The following is a 23,924-nucleotide window of genomic DNA, read 5'->3' as shown; positions in this document are numbered from 1 at the left end:
CGCTCGCTTCACCCCCCCCCCAAGAAGTCAAGGTAGGAACGGCAAGGTCCAATTATTTTGGTTGTCCATGCTTGTACATACAAGTAAAGGTGTGTTTGTATATTGACCACGACATACCCGCCCGCGGACGACCGCAGAGGACCTTTCCCGTGACCGACAACAACAAATACCGTGACGTTGAAATCCGTGCCCCACGTGGCAACAAGCTGACCGCCAAAAGCTGGCTGACCGAAGCGCCACTGCGCATGCTGATGAACAACCTCGATCCACAGGTCGCGGAAAACCCGAAAGAGCTGGTGGTATACGGCGGTATCGGCCGCGCCGCGCGCAACTGGGCGTGCTACGACAAGATCGTCGAAACCCTGACCCGCCTGGAAGACGACGAAACCCTGCTGGTGCAGTCGGGCAAGCCTGTCGGTGTGTTCAAGACCCACAGCAACGCACCGCGCGTGCTGATTGCCAACTCCAACCTGGTGCCACACTGGGCCAACTGGGAACACTTCAACGAACTGGACGCCAAGGGCCTGGCCATGTACGGCCAGATGACCGCCGGCAGCTGGATCTACATCGGCAGCCAGGGCATCGTCCAGGGCACCTATGAAACCTTCGTCGAAGCCGGTCGCCAGCACTACGGCGGCAGCCTGAAAGGCAAGTGGGTACTCACCGCTGGCCTGGGCGGCATGGGCGGCGCCCAGCCACTGGCCGCGACCCTGGCCGGTGCTTGCTCGCTGAACATCGAATGCCAGCAGAGCCGTATCGACTTCCGCCTGGAAACCCGCTACGTCGACGAGCAGGCCACTGACCTCGACGACGCCCTGGCACGCATCGCCAAGTACACCGCCGAAGGCAAGGCCATCTCCATCGCCCTGCATGGCAACGCCGCCGAAATCCTCCCAGAGCTGGTCAAACGTGGCGTGCGCCCGGACATGGTCACCGACCAGACCAGCGCCCACGACCCACTGAACGGCTACCTGCCTGCCGGCTGGACCTGGGAACAGTACCGCGACCGTGCGCAGACCGAACCGGCTGCAGTGGTCAAGGCTGCCAAGCAGTCGATGGCCGTGCACGTGCAGGCCATGCTGGACTTCCAGAAGCAGGGCATCCCGACCTTCGACTACGGCAACAACATCCGCCAGATGGCCAAGGAAGAGGGCGTGGCCAATGCCTTCGACTTCCCAGGCTTCGTCCCGGCCTACATCCGCCCACTGTTCTGCCGCGGGGTCGGCCCGTTCCGCTGGGCGGCGCTGTCCGGTGAAGCCGAGGACATCTACAAGACCGACGCCAAGGTCAAGGAACTGATCCCCGACGACGCCCACCTGCACCGCTGGCTGGACATGGCCCGCGAGCGCATCAGCTTCCAGGGCCTGCCGGCACGTATCTGCTGGGTGGGGCTGGGCCTTCGCGCCAAGCTGGGCCTGGCTTTCAACGAAATGGTCCGCAGCGGCGAGCTGTCGGCACCGGTGGTGATCGGCCGTGACCACCTCGACTCCGGCTCGGTATCCAGCCCGAACCGCGAAACCGAGGCCATGCGTGATGGTTCGGACGCTGTTTCCGACTGGCCGCTGCTCAACGCCCTGCTGAACACCGCAGGCGGCGCCACCTGGGTATCGCTGCACCATGGCGGTGGCGTGGGCATGGGCTTCTCGCAGCACTCGGGCATGGTCATCGTCTGCGACGGTACCGATGAGGCCGCCGAGCGCATCGCCCGGGTACTGACCAACGACCCAGGGACTGGCGTCATGCGTCACGCCGATGCCGGTTATGACATCGCCATCGACTGCGCCAAGGAGCAGGGCCTGGACCTGCCGATGATCACCGGCTGATCACCACGCTTTGGATCGCACCCTGCAAGGGGTGATACTGAACAACAAGAAGGAGCGCGCAGGCACCCACAAGCGGGCCTGCGGCTCCACGCGATTTGGAGTAGTAACGTGACCGAACTCACCCTCAAGCCTGGCACCCTGACCCTGGCCCAGCTGCGCGCGATCCATGCCGCGCCCGTGCGCCTGCAACTGGATGCCAGCGCCGCACCGGCCATCGACGCCAGCGTCGCCTGTGTCGAACAGATCATTGCCGAAGACCGTACTGCCTACGGCATCAACACCGGTTTCGGCCTGCTGGCCTCGACCCGCATCGCCAGCCATGACCTGGAGAACCTGCAGCGTTCGCTGGTGCTGTCCCACGCCGCCGGTATCGGCGCGCCGCTGGATGACGACTTGGTGCGGTTGATCATGGTGCTGAAGATCAACAGCCTCAGCCGTGGCTTCTCCGGCATCCGCCGCAAAGTCATCGACGCGCTGATTGCCCTGGTCAACGCCGAAGTCTACCCGCACATCCCGCTGAAAGGCTCGGTCGGCGCATCCGGTGACCTTGCGCCGCTTGCGCATATGTCGCTGGTGCTGCTGGGTGAAGGCAAGGCCCGCTACAAGGGCCAGTGGCTGCCGGCCACCGAGGCCTTGGCGATTGCCGGCCTCGAGCCGCTGACCCTGGCCGCCAAAGAGGGCCTGGCCCTGCTCAACGGTACCCAGGCCTCCACCGCCTATGCCTTGCGTGGCCTGTTCCAGGGCGAAGACCTGTATGCCGCTGCCATCGCCTGCGGTGGCCTGAGCGTCGAAGCTGCGCTGGGCTCGCGTTCGCCGTTCGATGCGCGTATCCACGAAGTGCGTGGCCAGCGCGGCCAGATCGACACCGCCGCCTGCTTCCGCGACCTGCTGGGCGACTCCAGCGAAGTGTCGCTGTCGCACAAGAACTGCGACAAGGTCCAGGACCCGTACTCGCTGCGCTGCCAGCCGCAGGTCATGGGTGCCTGCCTGACCCAGCTGCGCCAGGCCGCCGAGGTACTGGGCATCGAAGCCAACGCCGTGTCGGACAACCCGCTGGTGTTCGCTGCCGAAGGTGATGTGATCTCCGGCGGCAACTTCCACGCCGAACCGGTGGCCATGGCCGCCGACAACCTGGCCCTGGCCATCGCCGAAATCGGTTCGCTCAGCGAGCGTCGCATCTCGCTGATGATGGACAAGCACATGTCCCAATTGCCGCCGTTCCTGGTGGAAAACGGTGGGGTCAACTCTGGCTTCATGATCGCCCAGGTCACCGCTGCCGCCCTGGCCAGCGAGAACAAGGCTTTGTCGCACCCGCACAGTGTCGACAGCCTGCCAACTTCGGCCAACCAGGAAGACCACGTGTCGATGGCCCCGGCTGCCGGCAAGCGCCTGTGGGAAATGGCCGAAAACACCCGTGGCGTGCTGGCCATCGAATGGCTGGGCGCGTGCCAGGGCCTGGACCTGCGCAAAGGCCTGAAGACTTCGGCCAAGCTGGAGCAGGCGCGCCAGGCGCTGCGCAGCGAGGTGCCGCATTACGACCGTGACCGTTTCTTCGCGCCGGATATCGAAAAGGCCGTGGACCTGTTGGCCAAGGGTAGTCTGACCGGCTTGCTGCCGGCGGGTGTGCTGCCAAGCCTGTAATGCCCCTTGGGGCCGCTTGGCGGCCCTTCGCGGTCAAGCCCGCTCCTACACAGCTTGCGATCTGCAAACGCTATCCATGTAGGAGCGGGCTTGCCCGCGAAGGGGCTGCGCAGCAGCCGCTCAATCTCACGACCACAAAAACAATTCAAGGACGTGACATGCAACAAGCTCAAGGTCTCAAGCGCGGGCTAAGTGCCCGCCACATCCGTTTCATGGCTCTCGGCTCCGCCATCGGCACCGGCCTGTTCTACGGCTCTGCCTCGGCCATCCAGATGGCAGGCCCGGCCGTGCTGCTGGCCTACCTGATCGGCGGCGCCGCCGTGTTCATGGTCATGCGCGCCCTTGGCGAAATGGCCGTGCACAACCCGGTGGCCGGCTCCTTCGGCCACTACGCCACGACCTACCTCGGCCCAATGGCCGGTTTCATCCTCGGCTGGACCTACGCATTCGAGATGGTCATCGTCGCCATCGCCGACGTCACCGCGTTCGGTATCTACATGGGCTTCTGGTTCCCGGAGGTAGCCCGCTGGATCTGGGTGCTGGGCATCGTTTTCCTGATCGGCGGCCTCAACCTGTGCAACGTCAAGGTATTCGGCGAAATGGAATTCTGGCTGTCGCTGCTCAAGGTCGGCGCCATCGTGGCGATGATCCTGGCCGGCCTCGGCATCATGGCCTTCGGTTTCAGCCAGGTGGGTACCGGGCATGCCGTAGGCATGAGCAACCTGTTCGACCACGGCGGCTTCATGCCTAACGGCGTGGGGGGCTTGATTGCGTCGTTTGCCGTGGTGATGTTCGCCTTCGGCGGTATCGAGATCATCGGCGTCACCGCCGGTGAGGCAAAAGACCCGCAGCGCGTCATTCCCAAAGCGATCAACGCGGTGCCACTGCGTATCCTGCTGTTCTACGTGCTCACCCTGTTCGTGCTGATGTGCCTGTACCCCTGGCCGCAGATCGGTAGCCAGGGCAGCCCGTTCGTGCAGATCTTCAGCAACCTGGGCATTGGTTCTGCCGCTGCCGTGCTGAACGTCGTGGTGATTTCCGCTGCCATCTCTGCCATCAACAGCGACATCTTTGGCGCTGGCCGCATGATGTATGGCCTGGCCCAGCAAGGCCACGCCCCGCGCGGCTTCAGCAAGTTGTCGAAACATGGCGTACCGTGGATGACCGTCGTGGTGATGGGGGCTGCGCTGCTGATCGGCGTATTGCTCAACTACCTGATCCCGGAAAATGTGTTCCTGCTGATTGCCTCGATCGCCACCTTCGCCACGGTGTGGGTGTGGCTGATGATCCTGCTCACCCAGGTAGCCATGCGCCGCAGCATGAGCCGCGAGGAAGTGGCCCAGCTCAAGTTCCCGGTACCGTTCTGGCCATACGGCCCGGCCATGGCCATTGCGTTCATGGTGTTCATCTTTGGCGTGCTCGGTTACTTCCCGGACACCCAGGCGGCATTGATCGTCGGCGTGATCTGGGTGGTGTTCCTGGTGGCGTCCTACCTGCTGTGGTGCAAGCCGCGCGCAGGGCAGGGCCAGCCGGTAGCGGAGCCGGCCGAGCTGCACCGCTAGCAAAGGAGATTGTGCATGAGAACCCTCTGGCAGCATTGCCATGTTGCAACCATGGCCGATGGCCGTTACTCGGCCATCGAGGACGCGGCGATCGTCACCAGCGCCGGGCTGATCGAGTGGATAGGCCCACGCGCCGAGCTGGCATCGGTCGAAGCTGACCGCACGGTTGACCTGGGGGGTGCCTGGGTCACCCCCGGCCTGATCGACTGCCACACCCATGCGGTGTTCGGTGGCAACCGCAGCGGCGAGTTCGAGCAGCGCCTGCAGGGCGTGAGCTATGCCGAAATCGCCGCGCAGGGCGGGGGTATCGCGAGTACCGTGCGGGCTACCCGGGCGGCAAGCGAAGACGAGCTGTTCGCCAGTGCTCGCCAGCGCGTTCAGGCACTGATGCGCGATGGCGTGACCACCCTCGAGGTCAAGTCCGGCTACGGCCTGGACTTGGCCAATGAGCGCAAGATGCTGCGAGTGGCCCGGCGCCTGGCTGACGAGCTGCCGCTGACGGTGCGTGCCACCTGCCTGGCGGCGCACGCTTTGCCCCCGGAGTACGCGGGTCGGGCCGACGACTACATCGCGCACATCAGTGACGAGATGTTGCCGGCCCTGGCCGGCGAAGGCCTGGTGGATGCGGTGGATGCCTTCTGCGAACACCTCGCGTTCTCGCCGGCCCAGGTCGAGCGGCTGTTCATCAAGGCGCGCGAACTGGGCCTGCCGGTCAAGCTGCATGCCGAACAGCTGTCATCGTTGCACGGCTCAAGCCTGGCCGCGCGTTACCAGGCACTGTCGGCTGACCACCTGGAGTTCATGACAGAGGAAGACGCCGTGGCCATGGCAAACGCCGGCACGGTCGCCGTACTGTTACCGGGTGCTTTCTACTTCCTGCGTGAAACCCAGCTGCCGCCAATGGATGCATTGCGCCGCCACGGGGTAAAGATTGCCCTGGCCAGCGACCTCAACCCCGGCACCTCGCCAGGGTTGTCGCTGCGGTTGATGCTGAACATGGGCTGCACCTGCTTCCGCATGACGCCGGAAGAGGCCCTGGCAGGCGTTACGGTGCACGCCGCCACGGCGCTGGGCCTGGGTGACAGCCACGGCTCGCTGCAAGTGGGCAAGGTGGCCGACTTCGTTGCCTGGCAAATCGAACGCCCCGCCGACCTGGCCTACTGGCTGGGTGGCGACCTGCCCAAGCGCGTAGTGCGCATGGGCCACGAAATCTCCAACTGAGCGAGGCACGATGGACAAGGTATTGAGTTTTCACCAAGGTCGCCTGCCGCTGCTGATCAGCATGCCGCACGCGGGCTTGCGTCTGACCGACGCCGTGCGCGACGGCCTGGTCGACCAGGCGCAAAGCTTGCCGGACACCGACTGGCACATCCCGCAGTTGTACGACTTTGCCCGTGACTTGGGTGCCAGCGTGGTAGCCGCAGAGTACTCACGCTTCGTCATCGACCTGAACCGTCCGGACGACGACAAGCCGCTGTACGCCGGCGCCACCACGGGCTTGTACCCGGCGACCTTGTTCGGCGGCGAACCCCTCTTCAAAGACGGGCTGGCGCCGTCTGGCGAAGAGCGAAAACGCTATCTGGAGCAAATCTGGCGCCCTTATCACGCGACCATTCGTCGTGAACTGGACCGCTTGCGTGAGCAGTTTGGCTATGCGCTGCTGTGGGATGCCCATTCGATCCGTTCGCTGATCCCGCACCTGTTCGACGGCAAGCTACCGGACTTCAACCTGGGTACTTTCAACGGCGCCAGTTGCGATCCGGCACTGGCTGAGCGGCTGCAGGGTGTGTGCGCCGAGGTGCAAGGTTACAGCCATGTGCTTAATGGTCGGTTCAAAGGCGGTCACATCACCCGGCATTATGGCGACCCGGCCAACCATATCCATGCTGTGCAACTGGAGCTGGCGCAAAGCACCTATATGGAGGAAGTCGAGCCGTTTGCCTACCGGGAAGACTTGGCGCAACCGACGCAAGCGGTATTGAGGCAGCTTCTGCAAGCGCTGCTGGCCTGGGGCGACGCGCGTTACAAGCGTTGAGTGGAGGCGGCGACGCTATTGGCGTCGCCAGGCACCGTGGGAGGCAGTTGCCGGAAATCTGCGCAAGGGTCAATTCGCGCCGTTCGAACGCGTCAGCAAGGACGGTGCTGAAAGCGCAATTCAGGTTTATGATGGCCCACGGCCGAATAATCCTCACACGGAGTGCGCAATGCAGACCCTCTACCCGCAGATCAAACCCTACGCCAGGCACGATCTGGCCGTGGAAGCGCCGCATGTGCTTTATGTCGACGAAAGCGGCTCGCCGGAAGGTCTGCCCGTGGTGTTCATCCACGGAGGCCCTGGCGCTGGCTGCGACGCCCAGAGCCGCTGCTACTTTGATCCCAACCTGTACCGCATCATCACCTTCGACCAGCGCGGCTGTGGCCGCTCCACGCCCCATGCGAGCCTGGAGAACAACACCACCTGGCACCTGGTCGAAGACCTGGAGCGCATTCGCGAACACCTTGGCATAGACAAGTGGGTGCTGTTTGGTGGCTCTTGGGGCTCGACCCTGGCCCTGGCCTACGCTCAGGCTCACCCAGAACGCGTGCACGGCCTGATCCTGCGCGGCATCTTCCTGTGCCGGCCGCAGGAAATCGAGTGGTTCTACCAGGAAGGCGCCAGCCGCCTGTTCCCCGACTACTGGCAGGACTACATCGCACCGATTCCACCGGAGGAACGCGGCGACCTGGTCAGGGCCTTCCACAAACGCCTGACCGGTAACGACCAGATTGCCCAGATGCACGCCGCCAAGGCGTGGTCCACCTGGGAAGGCCGTACCGCCACCCTGCGCCCCAACCCGCTGGTGGTCGACCGCTTTTCCGAACCGCAGCGGGCGTTGTCGATCGCCCGCATCGAATGCCACTACTTCATGAACAACGCCTTCCTCGAACCGGACCAGCTGATCCGCGATCTGCCCAAAATCGCCCACCTGCCGGCGGTGATCGTGCATGGGCGCTACGATGTGATCTGCCCCTTGGACAACGCCTGGGCGTTGCACCAGGCCTGGCCGAACAGTGAGTTGAAAGTGATCCGTGACGCCGGTCACGCGGCTTCCGAGCCTGGCATCACCGATGCCTTGGTGCGTGCCGCCGACCAGATGGCCCGGCGCCTGCTCGACCTGCCCCTGGAAGAAGCATGAGGGGCCTGCTGCAGCGCGTGCGCGGTGCGCGGGTTGAAGTGGCGGGGGAGGTGGTCGGCGCCATCGACCAAGGGTTGCTGGTGCTGGTCGCGGTCGAGCCTGAAGATTCCCGTGAACAGGCCGATAAGCTGTTGCACAAGCTGCTGAACTACCGTGTGTTCAGTGACGAGCAGGGCAAGATGAACCTGTCGCTCAAGGATGTCGGGGGTGGCCTGCTACTGGTGTCACAGTTCACCTTGGCGGCCGACACCCGCAACGGCATGCGCCCAAGCTTCTCGACCGCAGCGCCACCGGCCCTCGGCGCCGAGTTGTTCGACTATCTTTTGCAACAGGCAAAAGCACAGTACGCCGACGTAGCCAGCGGCCGTTTTGGTGCAGATATGCAGGTGCACCTGGTCAATGATGGCCCGGTAACATTTATGTTACAAATATGAGGTCAAAAAACCCTTTGTTCACAGGAAAACAAGGGGTTTTGTACGATAAATAGTTGCTCCAGCCTGATGCGTTGTCACGCAACCTGCTGGATAATCGCGCGCTGCATGGACCTGCGTTCGTAGGTCCGTTTCACTCTGACTCGAGCATTGTCTGGATCCGTTTGGGGAATCATTACGCCCTCGCGGGGTCCGAACAGTGCTCGCCAACCCGGCATTTGTCGCTGGCCGTTGGTTTCATGATCTGTTTTCGGCGAGGGTTGCTCGTGATTGTTAGTCCCCAAAAAGCATCAAGAATCCCCAGCGTCGGGCTACGCAAGGCGCTGATGGCCAGTGTGGCTCTGGTCGGCCTGATGAGCGCGGGCCAGCTGTGGGCATTCAATCTTGACGATGTTGCTGCCAAGGCAAAGGATCTGGCCGGCCAGAAGTACGACGCGCCCAAAAGCAACCTGCCGGCCGTGTTCCGCGACATGAAGTTCGCGGACTACCAGAAAATCCGTTTCCTGCAGGAAAAGGCCGAGTGGGCGAAGGAGAAGACCCCGTTCAAACTGTCGTTCTATCATCAGGGCATGCACTTCGACACCCCGGTGAAAATCAACGAGGTCACCGCCACCAAGGTCGAGGAAATCAAGTACGACCCGGACCGCTTCGAGTTCGGTGACGTGCCGCACGACCCGGAAACCACGAAAAACCTCGGTTATGCAGGCTTCCGCGTGCTGTACCCGATCAACAAGGCCGACAAGCAGGACGAGATCATGACCCTGCTTGGCGCCAGCTATTTCCGCGTAGTCGGCAAGGGCCACGTGTACGGCCTGTCTGCCCGTGGCCTGGCCATCGACACCGCCCTGCCGTCGGGCGAAGAATTCCCGCGCTTCACCGAGTTCTGGGTTGAAAAGCCCAAGCCAGCCGACAAGCACCTGGTGATCTACGCGCTGCTGGATTCGCCGCGCTCTACCGGCGCCTACAAGCTGACCCTGCGTCCAGGCAACGACACCGTGGTCGACGTGCAGTCCCGCGTGTTCCTGCGTGACCATGTCAGCCGCCTGGGCATTGCGCCGCTGACCAGCATGTACCTGTTCGGCCCCAACCAGCCGTCCAAGGTGCTCAACTACCGCCCGGCCCTGCACGACTCCGAAGGCCTGTCGATCCATGCCGGCAACGGCGAGTGGCTGTGGCGCCCGCTGAACAACCCGAAACACCTGGCTGTAAGTAACTTCAGCGTCGAGAACCCGCGTGGTTTCGGCCTGATGCAGCGTCAGCGTGCTTTCAGCGACTACGAAGACCTCGACGACAACTACCAGAAGCGCCCAAGCGCCTGGATCGAGCCGAAGGGTGACTGGGGCAAGGGTAGCGTCGACCTGGTCGAAATCCCGACCGCCGATGAGACCAACGACAATATCGTGGCCTTCTGGAGCCCGGAGAAACTGCCGGAGCCAGGTAAACCGTTCGAGTACGCCTACCGCCTGCACTGGACCATCGACGAGCCGAAGTTCCAGGCCCCTGACCTGGGCTCGGTCAAGCAGACCCTGCGTTCCACGGGTGACGTCAAGCAGTCCAACCTGATCCGCCAGCCAGATGGCAGCGTGGCATTCCTGGTCGACTTCGCCGGCCCGGCGCTTGCGGCCCTGCCGGAAGACACCGCCGTGCGCAGCCAGATCAGCGTGGGCGACAACGCCGAGGTGGTCGAGAACAATCTGCGCTATAACCCTGAGACCAAGGGCTGGCGCCTGACCCTGCGCCTGAAGGTCAAGGAAGCCAACAAGTCGACCGAAATGCGCGCCGCACTGGTGCGTGATGTACCGGTCGAGCCCGCCAAGCCTGCCCAGGACGCCAAGCAGGACAAGGCCACAGCCAAGCATGCCAAGGCCGAGAAAGCCGTCAAGGCTGAGCAATCTGCCAAGGCCGAACAACCTGCCGCCGATGCGGCGCCCACCAACGGGGCCCCGGCCACCACCGAGAAGGTGCTGACCGAGACCTGGAGCTATCAGTTGCCTGCCGATGAGTAACTCAAGCGCAAGGCCGGAATCGCTTGGCGAGTACCTGGCCCACCTACCCCTGAGCGACGAGCAGCGGGCTGAACTTGCCAGCTGCACCTCGTTCAGTGAGCTACACCAACGCTTGGCGGCCAACCCGGCCGCCAGCTCTGCCGAGGCCGTGCAGGCCTCGGTGGGCCCGCGCCTGACCGTGGGCAGCGCCGCCGAGCTGGAAGATGCTGAAATGCTCGGCGTCGACGGCAGCGGTCGCCTGTGCCTGAAGATCGCCCCGCCGATCAAGCGCACCAAGGTCGTGCCCGAGCCATGGCGCACCAATGTGCTGATCCGCATGTGGCGACGCATGACCGGCCGCCCCAACGCCCCGCAGCCGCCCAAGCGCGAGCTGCCGCCGGCCCGCTGGCGCACGGTTGGCTCGATCCGCCGTTACATCCTGCTGACGCTCATGATCGGCCAGACCATCGTCGCTGGCTGGTACATGAAAGGCATCCTGCCGTACCAGGGCTGGTCGTTCGTGGACTTTGACGAAATCGTCAACCAGCCGCTGTGGGACACGGTGGTGCAGGTGTGGCCGTATGCCCTGCAAACTTCCATCCTGATCCTCTTCGGCATCCTGTTCTGCTGGGTGTCGGCGGGCTTCTGGACCGCTCTGATGGGCTTCCTCGAGCTGCTCACCGGGCGTGACAAATACAAGATTTCCGGTAGCAGCGCAGGCAACGAGCCGATCGCGCCCGAGGCGCGTACCGCGCTGGTGATGCCGATTTGCAACGAAGACGTGCCGCGGGTGTTCGCCGGCCTGCGCGCAACGTTCGAGTCGGTGGCTGCCAGCGGCAACCTCGACCGGTTCGACTTCTTTGTGCTCAGCGACACCAACGACACCGACATTGCCGTGGCCGAGCAACAGGCCTGGCTGGATGTGTGCCGCGAAACCAAAGGCTTTGGCCGCATCTTCTACCGCCGCCGTCGGCGCCGTGTGAAGCGCAAGAGCGGCAACCTCGACGACTTCTGCCGTCGCTGGGGTGGCGAGTACAAGTACATGGTTGTGCTCGACGCCGACAGCGTCATGAGTGGCGAGTGCCTGAGCAGCCTGGTGCGCCTGATGGAGGCCAACCCGGATGCCGGCATCATCCAGACCGGGCCGAAAGCCTCGGGCATGGATACCCTGTATGCACGCATGCAACAGTTCGCTACCCGCGTGTACGGCCCACTGTTCACTGCCGGTCTGCACTTCTGGCAGTTGGGTGAGTCGCACTACTGGGGCCACAACGCGATCATCCGCATGAAGCCGTTCATCGAGCACTGCGCCCTGGCGCCGTTGCCGGGCAAGGGCGCGTTCGCCGGTGCCATCCTTTCCCACGACTTCGTCGAAGCCGCGCTGATGCGCCGTGCCGGCTGGGGTGTGTGGATTGCCTACGACTTGCCGGGCAGCTACGAAGAACTGCCGCCAAACCTGCTCGACGAGCTCAAGCGCGACCGCCGCTGGTGCCACGGCAACCTGATGAACTTCCGCCTGTTCCTGGTCAAGGGCATGCACCCGGTTCACCGTGCGGTGTTTCTCACCGGGGTGATGTCTTACCTGTCGGCGCCGCTGTGGTTCCTGTTCCTGGTGCTGTCGACCGCGCTGCTGGCGACCAACACGCTGATGGAGCCGCAGTATTTCATCGAGCCGTACCAGCTTTACCCGCTGTGGCCGCAGTGGCACCCGGAGAAGGCTGTGGCGCTGTTCTCCACCACCATTGTGCTGCTGTTCCTGCCCAAGCTGCTTAGCGTCATCCTGATCTGGGCCAAGGGCGCCGTCGAGTACGGTGGACGCGTCAAGGTCACCTTGTCGATGCTGATGGAGATGCTGTTCTCCATGTTGCTGGCACCGGTACGCATGATCTTCCACACCCGCTTCGTGCTGGCCGCGTTCCTCGGCTGGGCTGCGACCTGGAACTCGCCGCAGCGTGACGACGACTCCACGCCGTGGGGCGAAGCCGTGCGCCGGCATGGCCCGCAGACGCTGCTGGGCGTTGCCTGGGCCGCACTGGTGGCGTGGTTGAACCCGAGCTTCCTGTGGTGGCTGGCGCCTATCGTCGGTTCGCTGGTGCTGTCGATCCCGGTATCGGTGATTTCCAGCCGCACCCGCCTGGGCCTGGCGGCCAAGGACGAGAAGCTGTTCCTCATCCCAGAGGAATACGCCACCCCACAAGAGCTGTTGGCTACCGACCAGTACACCCACGAAAACCGCTGGCATGCCTTGCATGATGGTTTCGTGCGGGCCGTGGTCGACCCGCGGCAGAACGCCCTGGCCTGCGCCATGGCCACTGCCCGCCATGGCCAGGCGGCACCGATCGAAGCGTTGCGTGCCGAGCGCGTTGCCAAGGCAATTGAAGTCGGGCCAAAAGGCCTGGACCTCAATACTCGCCTGGCCCTGCTCAGCGACCCGGTGGCACTGAGCCGCCTGCACGAGCAGGTGTGGGCCGAGCACAATGCGGCCTGGATCGATGTGTGGCGTGCGTCGATCAACAATGACCCGCATTCGCCGCTGTTGCCGTTGCACCCGGAAAACGCAGGCCAACCGGCACTCGTCGGCGCCTGATCGGGCCTGTTCGCGGCGGTTCGGCGCCCCGATGGACCCGCTCCTACGGGGCGCCTGATAGGGCCTCTTCGCGGGTGAACCCGCTCCTACGGGGCGCCTGATAGGGCCTCTTCGCGGGTGAACCCGCTCCTACGGGGCGCCTGACAGGGCCTCTTCGCGGGTGAACCCGCTCCTACAGGACGCCTGATCGGGGCTCTTCGCGGGTGAACGCGCTCCTACCAGGGATACACATTCCCTTGTAGGCGCGGGTTCACCCGCGAAGCTTTTTGGCCTAGCCCCCTCATTTTGGCCAACAAAGTCCCCCCGCGGCTCTAGGTCCTCGGGCCGCCATGCGTTAGCATCCTTCTCCGATACGACGCTTCGGCCAGTACGGCCGTGCCAACACAATAAGATTCGCTACTTTTCTTGCTAGGGGACTTGGTGATGATCAAGAAATACCTTTCGCGACTGCTGGTCGGTGTGACCGCCCTGGTCGCCGTGACCGCGGCCCAGGCGGGCGCCATCGATGACGCGGTCAAGCGCGGCACCTTGCGGGTGGGCATGGACCCAACCTACATGCCGTTCCAGATGACCAACAAACGTGGCGAGATCATCGGCTTCGAAGTCGATATCCTCAAAGCCATGGCCAAGTCCATGGGCGTGAAGTTCGAGGCAGTGTCCACCGCCTATGACGGCATCATCCCGGCCTTGCTGACCGACAAGTTCGACATGATCGGCAGCGGCATGACCCTGACCCAGGAGCGCAACCTGCGCCTGAACTTCAGCGAACCCTTCATCGTGGTTGGCCAGACCCTGCTGATCCGCAAGGAGCTGGCTGGCGAGATCAAGTCGTACAAGGACCTGAACAACGAGAAGTATCGCCTGACCTCCAAGCTTGGCACCACCGGCGAAATGGTGTCCAAGAAGCTGATCAGCAAAGCCAAGTACCACGGTTACGACAACGAGCAGGAAGCGGTGATGGACGTGGTCAATGGCAAGGCCGACGCCTTTGTCTATGACGCGCCGTACAACGTGGTGGCGGTAGAGAAAGCCGGCGCCGGCAAGCTGCTGTTCCTCGAAGAACCCTTCACCTACGAGCCGCTGGCCTTCGGCCTGAAGAAAGGCGACTACGACAGCATCAACTTCATCAACAACTTCCTGCACCAGATCAAGCACGACGGGACCTACGATCGTATTCACGATAAGTGGTTCAAGAACAAGGACTGGCTGAAGGAAATGGAATAAGGCTCAGGCCACAAGCCCGGCTTTATGACCCCGACGCGCAGGCAAACCCTGCGCGTTCGCATTTACGGAAGTACCCCACGTGATCAAACACAAGAAAGCCCAGTGGCCTTGGCATGGGTTGACTGCCCTGGTCCTGGTAGGCCTGGCGCTCAGCCTTTACATGGCCACCTCGATGATTTCCTACGAGTGGCGCTGGAACCGCGTACCGCAGTACTTCGCCTACAAGGCCGAGGAAACACAACGCGCTGCCGGCTACGGCACTGTGCAGGAAATCGTCATCTCCGGTGACAACGCTCGCGTCACGCTGAAGGACGAAAGTGGTGCCGAGCAAGTGCTCGATGTGGCCAAGGACAGCCTGCAACTGAGCCGCGGCGACGATGTTGCCGAAGGCGACCAGATTGGGGTAACCCGCCATTGGGCCGCTGGCCCGCTGGCATGGGGCCTGTGGACCACCTTGTGGATCTCGGTGGTGTCCGGGGCGCTGGGCCTGGTGATCGGCCTGTTCGCCGGATTGTGCCGGTTGTCGAACAACCCGACCCTGCGCGACCTGTCGACCGTCTATGTCGAACTGGTGCGCGGCACGCCGCTGCTGGTGCAGATCTTCATCTTCTACTTCTTCATCGGCACCGTGCTCAACCTGTCCCGCGAGTTTGCCGGGGTAGCGGCGCTGGCATTGTTTACTGGTGCTTACGTGGCCGAAATCGTCCGTGCTGGCGTGCAGTCGATCGCCAAGGGCCAGAACGAGGCTGCGCGGTCGCTGGGCCTGAACGCTGGCCAGTCGATGCGTCATGTGATCTTGCCGCAGGCGTTCAAGCGCGTGCTTCCGCCCCTGGCCGGCCAGTTCATCAGCCTGGTCAAGGACACCTCGCTGGTGTCGGTGATCGCCATCACCGAGCTGACCAAGAGTGGCCGTGAGGCCATCACCACCTCGTTCTCTACCTTCGAGATCTGGTTCTGCGTGGCAGGCCTGTACCTGCTGATCAACCTGCCGCTGTCGCACATTGCCAGCCGGCTCGAGCGGAGGCTTGCGCAAAGTGATTGAAGTCCGTGATTTGCTGAAAGTCTTCGACACCCGTGGCCAGGTGGTAAGGGCTGTGGATAACGTCACCACTCAGGTCGCCAAGGGCGAAGTGGTGGTCGTGCTCGGCCCGTCGGGGTCGGGCAAATCGACGTTCCTGCGCTGCCTCAACGGCCTGGAGCATTTCGACCAAGGCCATGTGGCCATCGATGGCCTGCAACTGGCCGACCCCAAGACCGACATCAATGCCTACCGCCGCGAAGTCGGCATGGTGTTCCAGCACTTCAACCTGTTCCCGCACATGACTGTGCTGGAAAACCTGTGCCTGGCGCAGAAGGTGGTGCGCAAGCGCAACAAGGCTGACCGCGAAGCCAAGGCCCGGGCGCTGCTGGAAAAGGTCGGTATCGCGCAAAAGGCCAACGAATTCCCGTCACGGCTTTCTGGCGGCCAGCAGCAGCGGGTAGCGATTGCCCGGGCCCTGGCGATGGATCCGAAAGTGATGCTGTTCGACGAGCCCACCTCGGCGCTCGACCCGGAAATGGTCGATGAGGTGCTGGACGTGATGAAGACCCTGGCCCAGGAAGGCATGACCATGGTTTGCGTCACCCACGAAATGGGCTTCGCCCGCGAAGTGGCTGACCGCGTGCTGTTCTTCGACCACGGCAAACTGCTGGAAGATTCGGCCCCGGCCGCGTTCTTCGCTGCGCCGAAAGACCCGCGTGCGCAGGCATTCCTGCGCCAGGTGCTGTAACCGCGCTGGCTTCTTCGCGGGCAAGCTCGCTCCTGCATGTCCACCACTGCCTTGAGGGGGGTGATGTACCTGTGTGAGCGGGCTTGCCCGCGAAGAGGGCGAGGCGAAGTCAGAGGCTGAACCGCCCCACCATCCCCCGCAATTGCTGCCCCAGATGCTCCAGTTCTCCACTCGAGACTGCCGTCTGCTCACTGGCCGCGCTGGTCTGATCCGAAACATCCCGCACATTGATCACACTTCGGTTGATCTGCTCGGCCACCACGCTCTGCTCTTCACTGGCGGTGGCGATCTGCTGGTTCATGCCCTGAATGCTCGACACCGTGTCGGTGATCTGGCTCAGTGCGTGCCCGGCCCTGCGGCTCAGCTCCACACTCTGTTCGGTCAGGCTCTTGCTGCTGTCCAGCAAGCGGGTCACTTCGTCGGTACCGTTGTGCAGACTGTCGATCAGTTGGCCGATCTCTTCGGTCGCCGTCGACGTGCGCTGTGCCAGGCCACGCACCTCATCGGCCACCACGGCAAAGCCGCGCCCGGCTTCACCGGCCCGTGCCGCTTCGATCGCTGCGTTCAGCGCCAGCAGGTTGGTCTGTTCGGACACCGACTTGATCACATCGAGAATGCTGCCAATCCGCTGGCTCTCGCCTGCCAGGTGTTGCATGGCCGCCAGGCAATGGTCCATCTGCCCGGCCAGCTGTTCGATACGGCCGATGGCTTCGGCGACGACCTGGTCACCCACCTGGGCCTGCTGGTCAGCGCTGGTCGCGGCCAGCGAGGCTTGCTCGGCGTTCTGTGCCACTTCCTGCACAGTGGCGCTCATCTGGTTCATGGCAGTCGCCACCTGGTCAGTTTCCTCGCGCTGCTGATTGATGCGCAGCTTGGTGTCTTCGCTACTGGCCGCCAACTGTGTGGCGGCCTGTGACAGCTGGCCGACACCCTGATCAATGCCACCGATCAGCTCGCGCAGGCTCAAGGTCATCTCGCGCATGCTGGTTTGCAGCTGGCCCATTTCGTCGCGACGTTGCACGGTGTCGACCTGGCTCAGGTCACCCTTGGCGATGCGGGCAGCCACGGCCAGTGTCTGGCGCAACGGCTGGGTGATCTGCAAGGTGATCAGCCAAGCGGCCAGCGCCCCTACCACCATGGCCAGCAGCGCCACACTGGTCAGCAGCGACCGGGCGGCCAAGGCCTCTCTGTCGCGTTGTTCGACCTTGCGTTTGCCCAGTTCGAGGCTCACCGTTCGCAGCTCGTTGCCCATGTTTTCCATGTTGTTCTGCAACTGCTCCACACGTACGGCGGCGCGGCGGTACTGATCCAGGCTGGTGCGGTACTTGCTCAGCTCGACACCGGGTTGCTCACTGATGGCGCGTGGCAAGCCCAACGGCGCAAGGCCTTCAAGCAGTTGCGCAAGGCTATTGTCGGCGGCATCCAGGGCGTTATCACCGACTTTGGCAAAATCCTCGACCGGGGCGAAGGTGTAGGCGGGAACCAGGCTTTGCTGGTTGGCACCTTCGACATGCCGGCTGAGGGTATCCATCAGGCCCAGCACACTACTTTGCTGACTGTTGTCAGGCATTTTCAGCAAGGCCTGGGTCTGCAGTTGGTCAATCGCCTCGCTGAGTGCATGCTCCTGTGACTGAAGGGCTTCGCGCAGGGCTACACGGCTGGCGACGCTGCGCTGCAGTTCGCTGAAGGTGTCGCGCAGGTTCTGCAACAATGCCATTTTTTCTGTCAGCAACTGCCGTGACTCATCGACGTTGCTGCGTTGTTGCAGGGTGGTCAGCATGCTGTTGAGCTGGTCGAGGATGTTGCTGATGCGTGCTCTGCTGGCATCGTCGTTGAGCACGCGGTAGGTGATGCGTTCCGCGCGCAGGTCTTTTGTCAGGTCGTTGATCAGGCCTATTTCGCTGAGTTGCTGTGAGCGCACGATGGCACCATCCAGGGCACGCCAGCCGCTGATGGTGGTGGCCAGGGTGAGCAGCAGGACCACGGCGAAGCCGAGGGCCAGCTTGGCGGCGACACTGATGTTGCCGAGCTTGCGGTTGAGGGAGCCAAGCATGGGGAATCTCCGAGCGAGTGAGAGAAAGGATGCAGGCGCATGGCTGGCATCACATCTCTGCCCATCGGCAGCGGAGCTGTAGGACTTGACCTGATAATCAGGTAGGAAAGTTCGCCGCGAACAGTAGGATATATTTCGTCCTGTGCCGTCCTCTTCGCGGGTGAACCCGCTCCTACGACGGCCTGTGCGTGTGTGTAGGCGCGGGTTTACCCGCGAATACGGTGGCGGCGGCAACGGTGAACGGCGGGTGGAAATTGGCCAGCCGGCCTGGCCCATTCGCGGGTAAACCCGCTCCTACGACGGCCTGTGCGTGTGTGTAGGCGCGGGTTTACCCGCGAATACGGTGGTGCCGGCAACGGTGAACGGCGGGTGGAAATTGGCCAGCAGGGCCGGCCCATTCGCGGGTGAACCCGCTCCTACGACGGCCTGTGCATGCGTGTAGGAGCGGGTTTACCCGCGAATACGGTGGTGCCGGCAACGGTGAACGGCGGGTGGAAATTGGCCAGCAGGGCCGGCCCATTCGCGGGTAAACCCGCTCCTACGACGGCCTGTGCATGCGTGTAGGAGCGGGTTTACCCGCGAATACGGTGGCGGCGGCAACGGTGAACGGCGGGTGGAAATTGGCCAGCAGGGCCGGCCCATTCGCGGGTGAACCCGCTCCTACGACGGCCTGTGCATGTGTGTAGGCGCGGGTTTACCCGCGAAGAGGCCCGACCGGGCGACCGCTGGTTCAGATCACAGCCGGAACCGCCCAACCAGCCCTTGCAAATGGGTACCCAACCGCGCCAGTTCCACGCTGGAGCTGGCCGTCTCTTCACTCGCCGCCGAGGTCTGGTCGGAAATATCACGCACATTCATCACGCTGCGGTTGATTTCTTCGGCCACCGCCGTCTGCTCCTCGGCCGCCGTGGCAATCTGCTGGTTCATTGCCTGGATCGACGACACCGTGCGGGTGATGGTTTCCAGCGAGCTGCCGGCGCGGCGGGTCAGCTCGACGCTGCTGTCGGTCAGTTGGCGGCTGTTGTCCATCACGCTGGCCACCCGTTGGGTGCCGCTTTGCAGGCCGGCAATCAACTCTTCGATCTCTTCGGTCGACTGCTGTGTGCGTTGGGCCAAGCTGCGCACTTCGTCGGCAACCACGGCAAAGCCACGCCCGGCCTCACCGGCGCGGGCGGCTTCGATTGCCGCGTTGAGGGCCAGCAGGTTGGTTTGCTGGGCCACCGATTTAATTACGTCGAGTACGCTGCCGATCTTGTCGCTTTCGGTCTTGAGCAGGTTCATCGCTTCGCTGGAGTTGACCACTTCGCTTGCCAGGCGCTCGATCTGTGCCACCGCCTGGCCCACCACGCGATCGCCCTCGCGGGCCTGCTGGTCGGCCATCAAGGCGGCTTCCGAAGCCTGTTCGGCATTACGTGCCACCTCGTGCACGGTGGCAGTCATCTGGTTCATCGCGGTCGCCACCTGGTCGGTTTCGACCTTCTGGTTGTTGACCCCGGCACTGGTCTGTTCTGTCACCGCCGACAGCTGCTCGGCAGCGCTGGCGATCTGCGTCACGCCGTCGCCAATACCGCCGATCAGTTCACGCAAGCCTTGGGTCATACGATGCATGCTGGCTTGCAATTGGCCCAGTTCGTCGCGGCGTTGCACCTGCAGGCTCTGGGTCAGGTCTCCGCTGGCCACACGCTCTGCGGCGCGCAGTGTTTGGCGCAGAGGGATGATGATCTGCCGGGTAATGGCCCAGGCGGCCAGCAGGCCAAAGGCCAGTGCCAGCACGGTGGCAACTGCGAGCAGTGTTTTGGCCTGCGCGGCAGCGGCATCGCGCACCTCGGTTTGCGAGGTAGTCATCATCTGGCTGGCCTGCAGCAGTACCGTGCCTTGTTCAGCCATGCGTTGCAACGCTTGCTCGCTGGCGAGCTGGGCATCGCCGAACTGGGTCACCGCATCGCGGTAGCCGCCCATGGCTGTGGCGGCGTCATCCAGGCTGGCAGCATGTTCGGCAGACACCTTGGCCGGCAGTGCACGCAGTTCGGCCAAAGCCTGGTCGATGGCGTTCAGTGCCGTTTGCTGGTATTCGGCATTGCCGCTGTAGGTGTAGCCACGCACCTGGAAGCGCGCTTGTTGCAGCAGGGCGCTGACGTCCACCGCGTGCTGGTACTGGTTGATGTCTGCGTCTTGCAGCAGGCTGCGCTGTACACGGCCTATCAACTCCACGGCTTTATCGGCGCTGCTACCCAGTACATCACGGCTGGCTTCGCGGCGTTGGTCGGCTTGCTTAAGCTCGTTGAATGCCTGCTGGTAGGTGCGCACTGCCTCGCGTTGCTGTTCGAGGTGTTGGCGGTCGGCGGGTTGTTCGATCTGGCCAAGCATCCGCTGCACCTGGCGGTCGAGGTTGCTCAGGGCTTTTTCCAGTTCTGCCAGCGAAGCCTCGTCGCGGCGGCGATCGTAATGCTGGCGGGCGATGCGCAATTCCTGGGTGTATTGCTGGATGACAGAGATGTTTCCCAGTTTGTCGCCACGGTCGATGATGCTGTCCATGCCGTACCAGCCGGTCAGGGTAATCGCCAAGGTCAACAGCAGCACCAGGCCGAAACCCAGCCCCAGTTTGCGATTGACGCTCACATTGCCCAACGATTGGGCTAACCATTGATACATGTTCGACTCCCCGGCGGCTTGGCAGCACAAATAATTGTATTGTTGCCAAGGCCATCGGCCCGGGAGAGGGAAACTTGATGGGCGAAAAAGTGGTGTTTGTGTCAGAAAATACGCGAAAGCAGCGCGGTAACGGCGGTCTCCACCCGCAAGATGCGATCACCCAGCTGTACCGGCGCCAGGCCTGCCTTGCCCAGCAGGTCGATCTCGTAGGGGATCCAGCCACCCTCGGGGCCAATGGCCAGGGTAACGGTTTGTTCTACGGCGCGCGGACAGGCTGGGTAGGGGCCGGGATGGCCGACCAGGCCCAGGGTGCCGGCGGCGATGGTGGGCAGGCGGTCTTCGACGAAAGGCTTGAAGCGTTTTTCAATGATCACCTCGGGCAACACGGTGTCGCGCGCCTGTTCCAGGCCCAGGATCAGGTTTTCGCGAATGCTCTCGGGCTGCAGAAAAGGTGTTTGCCAGAAGCTTTTCTCGACTTTGTAGCTGTTCAGCAGGATCAGCCGCGGCACGCCTAATGTGGCCACGGTCTGGAACAGCCGTCGCAGCATTTTTGGCCGAGGCACCGCCAGCACCAGGGTCAGCGGCAGCTTGGCCGGTGGCTGCTGGTCGAAGGCCACTTCAAGTTCGGCTTGGTGCTTTTCCAGGCGCAGCACCGTGGCCTTGCCCATCAGGCCATTGATACGGCCCACGCGCAGGTTGTCGCCCACTGCCACGCGGTGGATTTCCTGCATATGGGTGAAGCGCCGATCAGCAAGAACGACGCGGTTGGCCGAGACGAAGTCGGCCTCTTCAAGAAGCAGCAGGTTCACGGTTGGGTCGCTGGTGGCTGGTCGTTATGGTCGTCGGCGGTTTCGTCGTGGGCGCTGCGCTTGCGGATCAGGCTGCCGCACAGCACGCCGATCTCGAACAGCAGCCACATGGGCACGGCCAGCAGGGTCTGGGAGAAGATGTCCGGTGGGGTGAGGACCATGCCGACCACGAAGCAGCCGATGATCACATACGGGCGGACTTTCTTCAGGTACTTCACGTCGACCACGCCGATCCACACCAGCAGTACGACCGCCACCGGGATTTCGAAGGCCACGCCAAAGGCGAAGAACAGCGTCATCACGAAGTCGAGGTAGCTTGCGATGTCGGTCATCATCGAAACGCCTTCTGGCGTGGCGCTGGCGAAGAAACCGAAGATCAGCGGGAATACAAGGAAGTAGGCGAATGCCATGCCGGCATAGAACAGGAAGATGCTCGACACCAACAGTGGAATGGCGATGCGCTTTTCATGGCGGTACAGCCCTGGCGCGATAAAACCCCAGATCTGCTGAAGGATGAACGGGATGGCCAGGAACAGCGCCACGATCATGGTCAGCTTGAACGGCGTGAGGAACGGCGAGGCCACATCGGTGGCGATCATCGTTGCGTTGGCCGGCAAGTGCTCGCGCAGCGGCGCGGAAACCAGTGTGTAGATCTGCTGGGCGAAGGAGAACAGCCCGGCAAAGATCAGGAAAATGACGGCAACACAGCGCAGCAGGCGGGTGCGCAGTTCGGTCAGGTGCGAAACCAGCGGCATCGGCTGGTCGTGTTCCGGATTCTCGCTCATGGGGCTCGCGGCGGTTGAGGCGGTTCAGACGGTGCGGCCGGGGCAGCAGGTGCTTCGACCGGCCTGGCTTCGAGCCCGGCAGGTGGCTGCACGCTGGCCGTGGTGACCGGCGGCTTCGCGGGTGGCGTCATTGGGTTGAGGATGCGCTTGGCTTCCTCTTCCATCTGCAGGATGTGCTCGTTATGCAGCTGGCGGCGGATGTCGTCGGCGCCAATTTCGCGCTCCACTTCCATCTTGATGCTGTTGAAGCTGCGCTTGAGCCGGCCGATCCACAGGCCTGCCGTGCGCGCGGCACCCGGCAGGCGCTCGGGACCGAGCACCAGCAGGGCGACCAGGCCGACGAGCAGGAGCTCGCTGAAACTGATGCCGAACATGGGTCAGTCTTTCCGCTGCGGCTCTTGGACCGGGTGGGCCTGGCCTTCGATGGTGTGGCCTTGCTGCGGCTGCGCGGTGTTTTGCACCGGTGGCACAGGTTGGGCAGGTGGCGGAGTCTGCTCGGCCGGCTTGCTCTCTTCTTCGTTCATGGCCTTGCGGAAGCCCTTGATCGACTCGCCCAGGTCGCTGCCGAAGTTCTTCAGTTTCTTGGTGCCGAACACCAGGACCACGACGACCAGCAGGACAATCCAGTGTTTCCAGTCAAAAATACCCATGGTGCTCTCCTAGAATGCGTTGTGCTCAAGCCGAAGGCTGGCGTGCGGCCTTTTCATCATGCCCGGAAAGCCCGAAGCGGCGTTCCAGCTCATCCAGCACGGCTTGCGGATGCTGGCCCAGCGCACTGAGCATCACCAGGCTATGAAACCACAGGTCGGCGGTTTCGTAGATGACATCGCTGTAATCCTTGCTGATCTGGGCATCCTTGGCGGCAATGATCGTTTCGACCGACTCTTCGCCGAGCTTTTCAAGGATCTTGTTCAGGCCCTTGTGGTACAGGCTGGCCACGTAGGAGCTGTCAGGCGCCGCTTGCTTGCGTTCTTCAAGCACTTCGGCCAGGCGGTTGAGGGTGTCGCTCATGTCAATGTCCTGCGCTGTAGATGGCATCCGGGTCCTTCAGGACCGGGTCGACGATTTTCCACTGGCCGTCTTCATAGACGCGGTAGAAGCAGCTTTCACGACCGGTATGGCAGGCGATATGGCCCAGTTGCTCGACCATCAGGATGATCACGTCGGCGTCACAGTCCAGGCGCAACTCATGCAGTTTTTGCACATGCCCGGACTCCTCGCCTTTACGCCACAGCTTGCCACGCGAACGCGACCAGTAGATGGCACGCTGCTCGGCGGCGGTCAGGGCCAGCGATTCACGGTTCATCCAGGCCATCATCAGCACGCGTCCGGTCTTGTGGTCCTGGGCGATCGCCGGTACCAGGCCATCGCTGTTCCACTTGATCTCGTCCAGCCAGTCTTTCATCGTCGACTCCAAAGCGGGCCCG

The 23,924-nt window shown here is 63.1% G+C and carries 20 protein-coding genes and 1 pseudogene; 12 read left to right on the top strand and 9 right to left on the bottom strand.

The window, feature by feature from the left end:
* Positions 1 to 149 precede the first annotated feature (149 nt).
* From hutU to KW568_RS26875, 12 genes are all read left to right on the top strand, one after another.
* Positions 150 to 1,823, top strand: a complete 1,674-nt coding sequence (gene hutU / locus KW568_RS26930; protein WP_004577162.1) for a urocanate hydratase — start codon at positions 150 to 152, stop codon at positions 1,821 to 1,823.
* A gap of 108 nt (positions 1,824 to 1,931) precedes the next feature.
* Complete coding sequence (hutH, locus tag KW568_RS26925) at positions 1,932 to 3,464, top strand: histidine ammonia-lyase (protein ID WP_003249248.1); 1,533 nt, start codon at positions 1,932 to 1,934, stop codon at positions 3,462 to 3,464.
* Between the two features lie 158 nt (positions 3,465 to 3,622).
* Positions 3,623 to 5,026 carry an amino acid permease gene (locus KW568_RS26920; RefSeq protein WP_003249253.1) on the top strand — a complete coding sequence of 468 codons (1,404 nt, stop codon included), beginning with the start codon at positions 3,623 to 3,625 and terminating at the stop codon, positions 5,024 to 5,026.
* A 15-nt stretch (positions 5,027 to 5,041) separates the two neighbouring features.
* Positions 5,042 to 6,247: an imidazolonepropionase gene (gene hutI, locus KW568_RS26915; RefSeq protein ID WP_004577163.1), complete on the top strand. Its 1,206-nt coding sequence runs from the start codon at positions 5,042 to 5,044 to the stop codon at positions 6,245 to 6,247.
* A 10-nt stretch (positions 6,248 to 6,257) separates the two neighbouring features.
* Complete coding sequence (gene hutG, locus KW568_RS26910; protein WP_003249258.1) at positions 6,258 to 7,061, top strand: N-formylglutamate deformylase; 804 nt, start codon at positions 6,258 to 6,260, stop codon at positions 7,059 to 7,061.
* A 169-nt stretch (positions 7,062 to 7,230) separates the two neighbouring features.
* Entirely contained in the window at positions 7,231 to 8,202 is a 972-nt protein-coding gene (pip, locus tag KW568_RS26905; protein WP_003249260.1) for a prolyl aminopeptidase, read from the top strand.
* On the top strand, positions 8,199 to 8,636 hold the full coding sequence (gene dtd, locus KW568_RS26900; RefSeq protein WP_003249262.1) for a D-aminoacyl-tRNA deacylase: 438 nt from the start codon (positions 8,199 to 8,201) through the stop codon (positions 8,634 to 8,636). Before pip ends, dtd begins: the two co-directional genes overlap by 4 nt.
* A 263-nt stretch (positions 8,637 to 8,899) precedes the next feature.
* Complete coding sequence (locus tag KW568_RS26895) at positions 8,900 to 10,639, top strand: glucan biosynthesis protein (protein ID WP_004577164.1); 1,740 nt, start codon at positions 8,900 to 8,902, stop codon at positions 10,637 to 10,639.
* Complete coding sequence (mdoH, locus tag KW568_RS26890; protein ID WP_003249265.1) at positions 10,632 to 13,205, top strand: glucans biosynthesis glucosyltransferase MdoH; 2,574 nt, start codon at positions 10,632 to 10,634, stop codon at positions 13,203 to 13,205. Before KW568_RS26895 ends, mdoH begins: the two co-directional genes overlap by 8 nt.
* Positions 13,206 to 13,631: 426 nt before the next feature.
* Complete coding sequence (locus tag KW568_RS26885; protein WP_029380729.1) at positions 13,632 to 14,429, top strand: transporter substrate-binding domain-containing protein; 798 nt, start codon at positions 13,632 to 13,634, stop codon at positions 14,427 to 14,429.
* A gap of 79 nt (positions 14,430 to 14,508) precedes the next feature.
* Entirely contained in the window at positions 14,509 to 15,471 is a 963-nt protein-coding gene (locus tag KW568_RS26880; RefSeq protein ID WP_003249268.1) for an amino acid ABC transporter permease, read from the top strand.
* The gene (locus KW568_RS26875) at positions 15,464 to 16,198 is read left to right on the top strand and encodes an amino acid ABC transporter ATP-binding protein (RefSeq protein ID WP_259538974.1); all 735 of its coding nucleotides are present in this window, start codon (positions 15,464 to 15,466) and stop codon (positions 16,196 to 16,198) included. The genes KW568_RS26880 and KW568_RS26875 overlap by 8 nt, the downstream gene beginning before the upstream one ends.
* Before the next feature lie 109 nt (positions 16,199 to 16,307).
* Here the strand turns inward: KW568_RS26875 and KW568_RS26870 are convergent, their stop codons facing one another.
* The 9 genes and pseudogenes from KW568_RS26870 to hisI all read right to left on the bottom strand — a co-directional run bounded on the left by KW568_RS26870 (position 16,308) and on the right by hisI (position 23,902).
* On the bottom strand, positions 16,308 to 18,251 hold the full coding sequence (locus KW568_RS26870; protein WP_004577165.1) for a methyl-accepting chemotaxis protein: 1,944 nt from the start codon (positions 18,249 to 18,251) through the stop codon (positions 16,308 to 16,310).
* Positions 18,252 to 18,986: 735 nt separating this feature from the next.
* Positions 18,987 to 19,700 carry a methyl-accepting chemotaxis protein gene (locus tag KW568_RS31260; RefSeq protein WP_371044509.1) on the bottom strand — a complete coding sequence of 238 codons (714 nt, stop codon included), beginning with the start codon at positions 19,698 to 19,700 and terminating at the stop codon, positions 18,987 to 18,989.
* A gap of 141 nt (positions 19,701 to 19,841) precedes the next feature.
* Positions 19,842 to 20,786 (bottom strand): annotated as a pseudogene (locus tag KW568_RS31255) (methyl-accepting chemotaxis protein); the annotation flags it as partial.
* Positions 20,787 to 21,004: 218 nt separating this feature from the next.
* Complete coding sequence (locus KW568_RS26860) at positions 21,005 to 21,712, bottom strand: 16S rRNA (uracil(1498)-N(3))-methyltransferase (protein WP_003249277.1); 708 nt, start codon at positions 21,710 to 21,712, stop codon at positions 21,005 to 21,007.
* Positions 21,709 to 22,497, bottom strand: coding sequence for a twin-arginine translocase subunit TatC (gene tatC, locus KW568_RS26855; protein WP_003249278.1), 789 nt, complete (start codon positions 22,495 to 22,497; stop codon positions 21,709 to 21,711). The genes KW568_RS26860 and tatC overlap by 4 nt, the downstream gene beginning before the upstream one ends.
* Positions 22,494 to 22,871, bottom strand: coding sequence for a Sec-independent protein translocase protein TatB (gene tatB, locus KW568_RS26850; protein ID WP_003249280.1), 378 nt, complete (start codon positions 22,869 to 22,871; stop codon positions 22,494 to 22,496). The genes tatC and tatB overlap by 4 nt, the downstream gene beginning before the upstream one ends.
* 3 nt (positions 22,872 to 22,874) lie before the next feature.
* Positions 22,875 to 23,147: a twin-arginine translocase TatA/TatE family subunit gene (locus KW568_RS26845; protein WP_003249282.1), complete on the bottom strand. Its 273-nt coding sequence runs from the start codon at positions 23,145 to 23,147 to the stop codon at positions 22,875 to 22,877.
* 25 nt (positions 23,148 to 23,172) lie between these two features.
* Positions 23,173 to 23,508 carry a phosphoribosyl-ATP diphosphatase gene (locus tag KW568_RS26840; protein ID WP_003249283.1) on the bottom strand — a complete coding sequence of 112 codons (336 nt, stop codon included), beginning with the start codon at positions 23,506 to 23,508 and terminating at the stop codon, positions 23,173 to 23,175.
* Position 23,509: 1 nt separating this feature from the next.
* Positions 23,510 to 23,902: a phosphoribosyl-AMP cyclohydrolase gene (hisI, locus tag KW568_RS26835; RefSeq protein ID WP_003249284.1), complete on the bottom strand. Its 393-nt coding sequence runs from the start codon at positions 23,900 to 23,902 to the stop codon at positions 23,510 to 23,512.
* Between the last annotated feature and the right edge of the window lie 22 nt (positions 23,903 to 23,924).

The organism is Pseudomonas sp. HD6515, from assembly GCF_024971855.1.
Classification (GTDB): Bacteria; Pseudomonadota; Gammaproteobacteria; order Pseudomonadales; family Pseudomonadaceae; genus Aquipseudomonas; species Aquipseudomonas alloputida.
The sequence above is the reverse complement of the archived record's forward strand: the minus strand, read 5'-3'. Positions and strand labels throughout refer to the sequence as shown.

Bases quoted from the DNA above. Each gene is read 5' to 3' on its own strand.
- KW568_RS26920 (WP_003249253.1), top strand. From the start codon at position 3,623: ATGCAACAAGCTCAAGGTCTCAAGCGCGGGCTAAGTGCCCGCCACATC.
- hutI (WP_004577163.1), top strand. From the start codon at position 5,042: ATGAGAACCCTCTGGCAGCATTGCCATGTTGCAACCATGGCCGATGGC.
- hutG (WP_003249258.1), top strand. From the start codon at position 6,258: ATGGACAAGGTATTGAGTTTTCACCAAGGTCGCCTGCCGCTGCTGATC.
- pip (WP_003249260.1), top strand. From the start codon at position 7,231: ATGCAGACCCTCTACCCGCAGATCAAACCCTACGCCAGGCACGATCTG.
- dtd (WP_003249262.1), top strand. From the start codon at position 8,199: ATGAGGGGCCTGCTGCAGCGCGTGCGCGGTGCGCGGGTTGAAGTGGCG.
- mdoH (WP_003249265.1), top strand. From the start codon at position 10,632: ATGAGTAACTCAAGCGCAAGGCCGGAATCGCTTGGCGAGTACCTGGCC.
- KW568_RS26870 (WP_004577165.1), bottom strand. From the start codon at position 18,251: ATGCTTGGCTCCCTCAACCGCAAGCTCGGCAACATCAGTGTCGCCGCC.
- KW568_RS31260 (WP_371044509.1), bottom strand. From the start codon at position 19,700: ATGAACCAGATGACTGCCACCGTGCACGAGGTGGCACGTAATGCCGAA.
- tatC (WP_003249278.1), bottom strand. From the start codon at position 22,497: ATGAGCGAGAATCCGGAACACGACCAGCCGATGCCGCTGGTTTCGCAC.
- tatB (WP_003249280.1), bottom strand. From the start codon at position 22,871: ATGTTCGGCATCAGTTTCAGCGAGCTCCTGCTCGTCGGCCTGGTCGCC.
- KW568_RS26845 (WP_003249282.1), bottom strand. From the start codon at position 23,147: ATGGGTATTTTTGACTGGAAACACTGGATTGTCCTGCTGGTCGTCGTG.
- KW568_RS26840 (WP_003249283.1), bottom strand. From the start codon at position 23,508: ATGAGCGACACCCTCAACCGCCTGGCCGAAGTGCTTGAAGAACGCAAG.
- hisI (WP_003249284.1), bottom strand. From the start codon at position 23,902: ATGAAAGACTGGCTGGACGAGATCAAGTGGAACAGCGATGGCCTGGTA.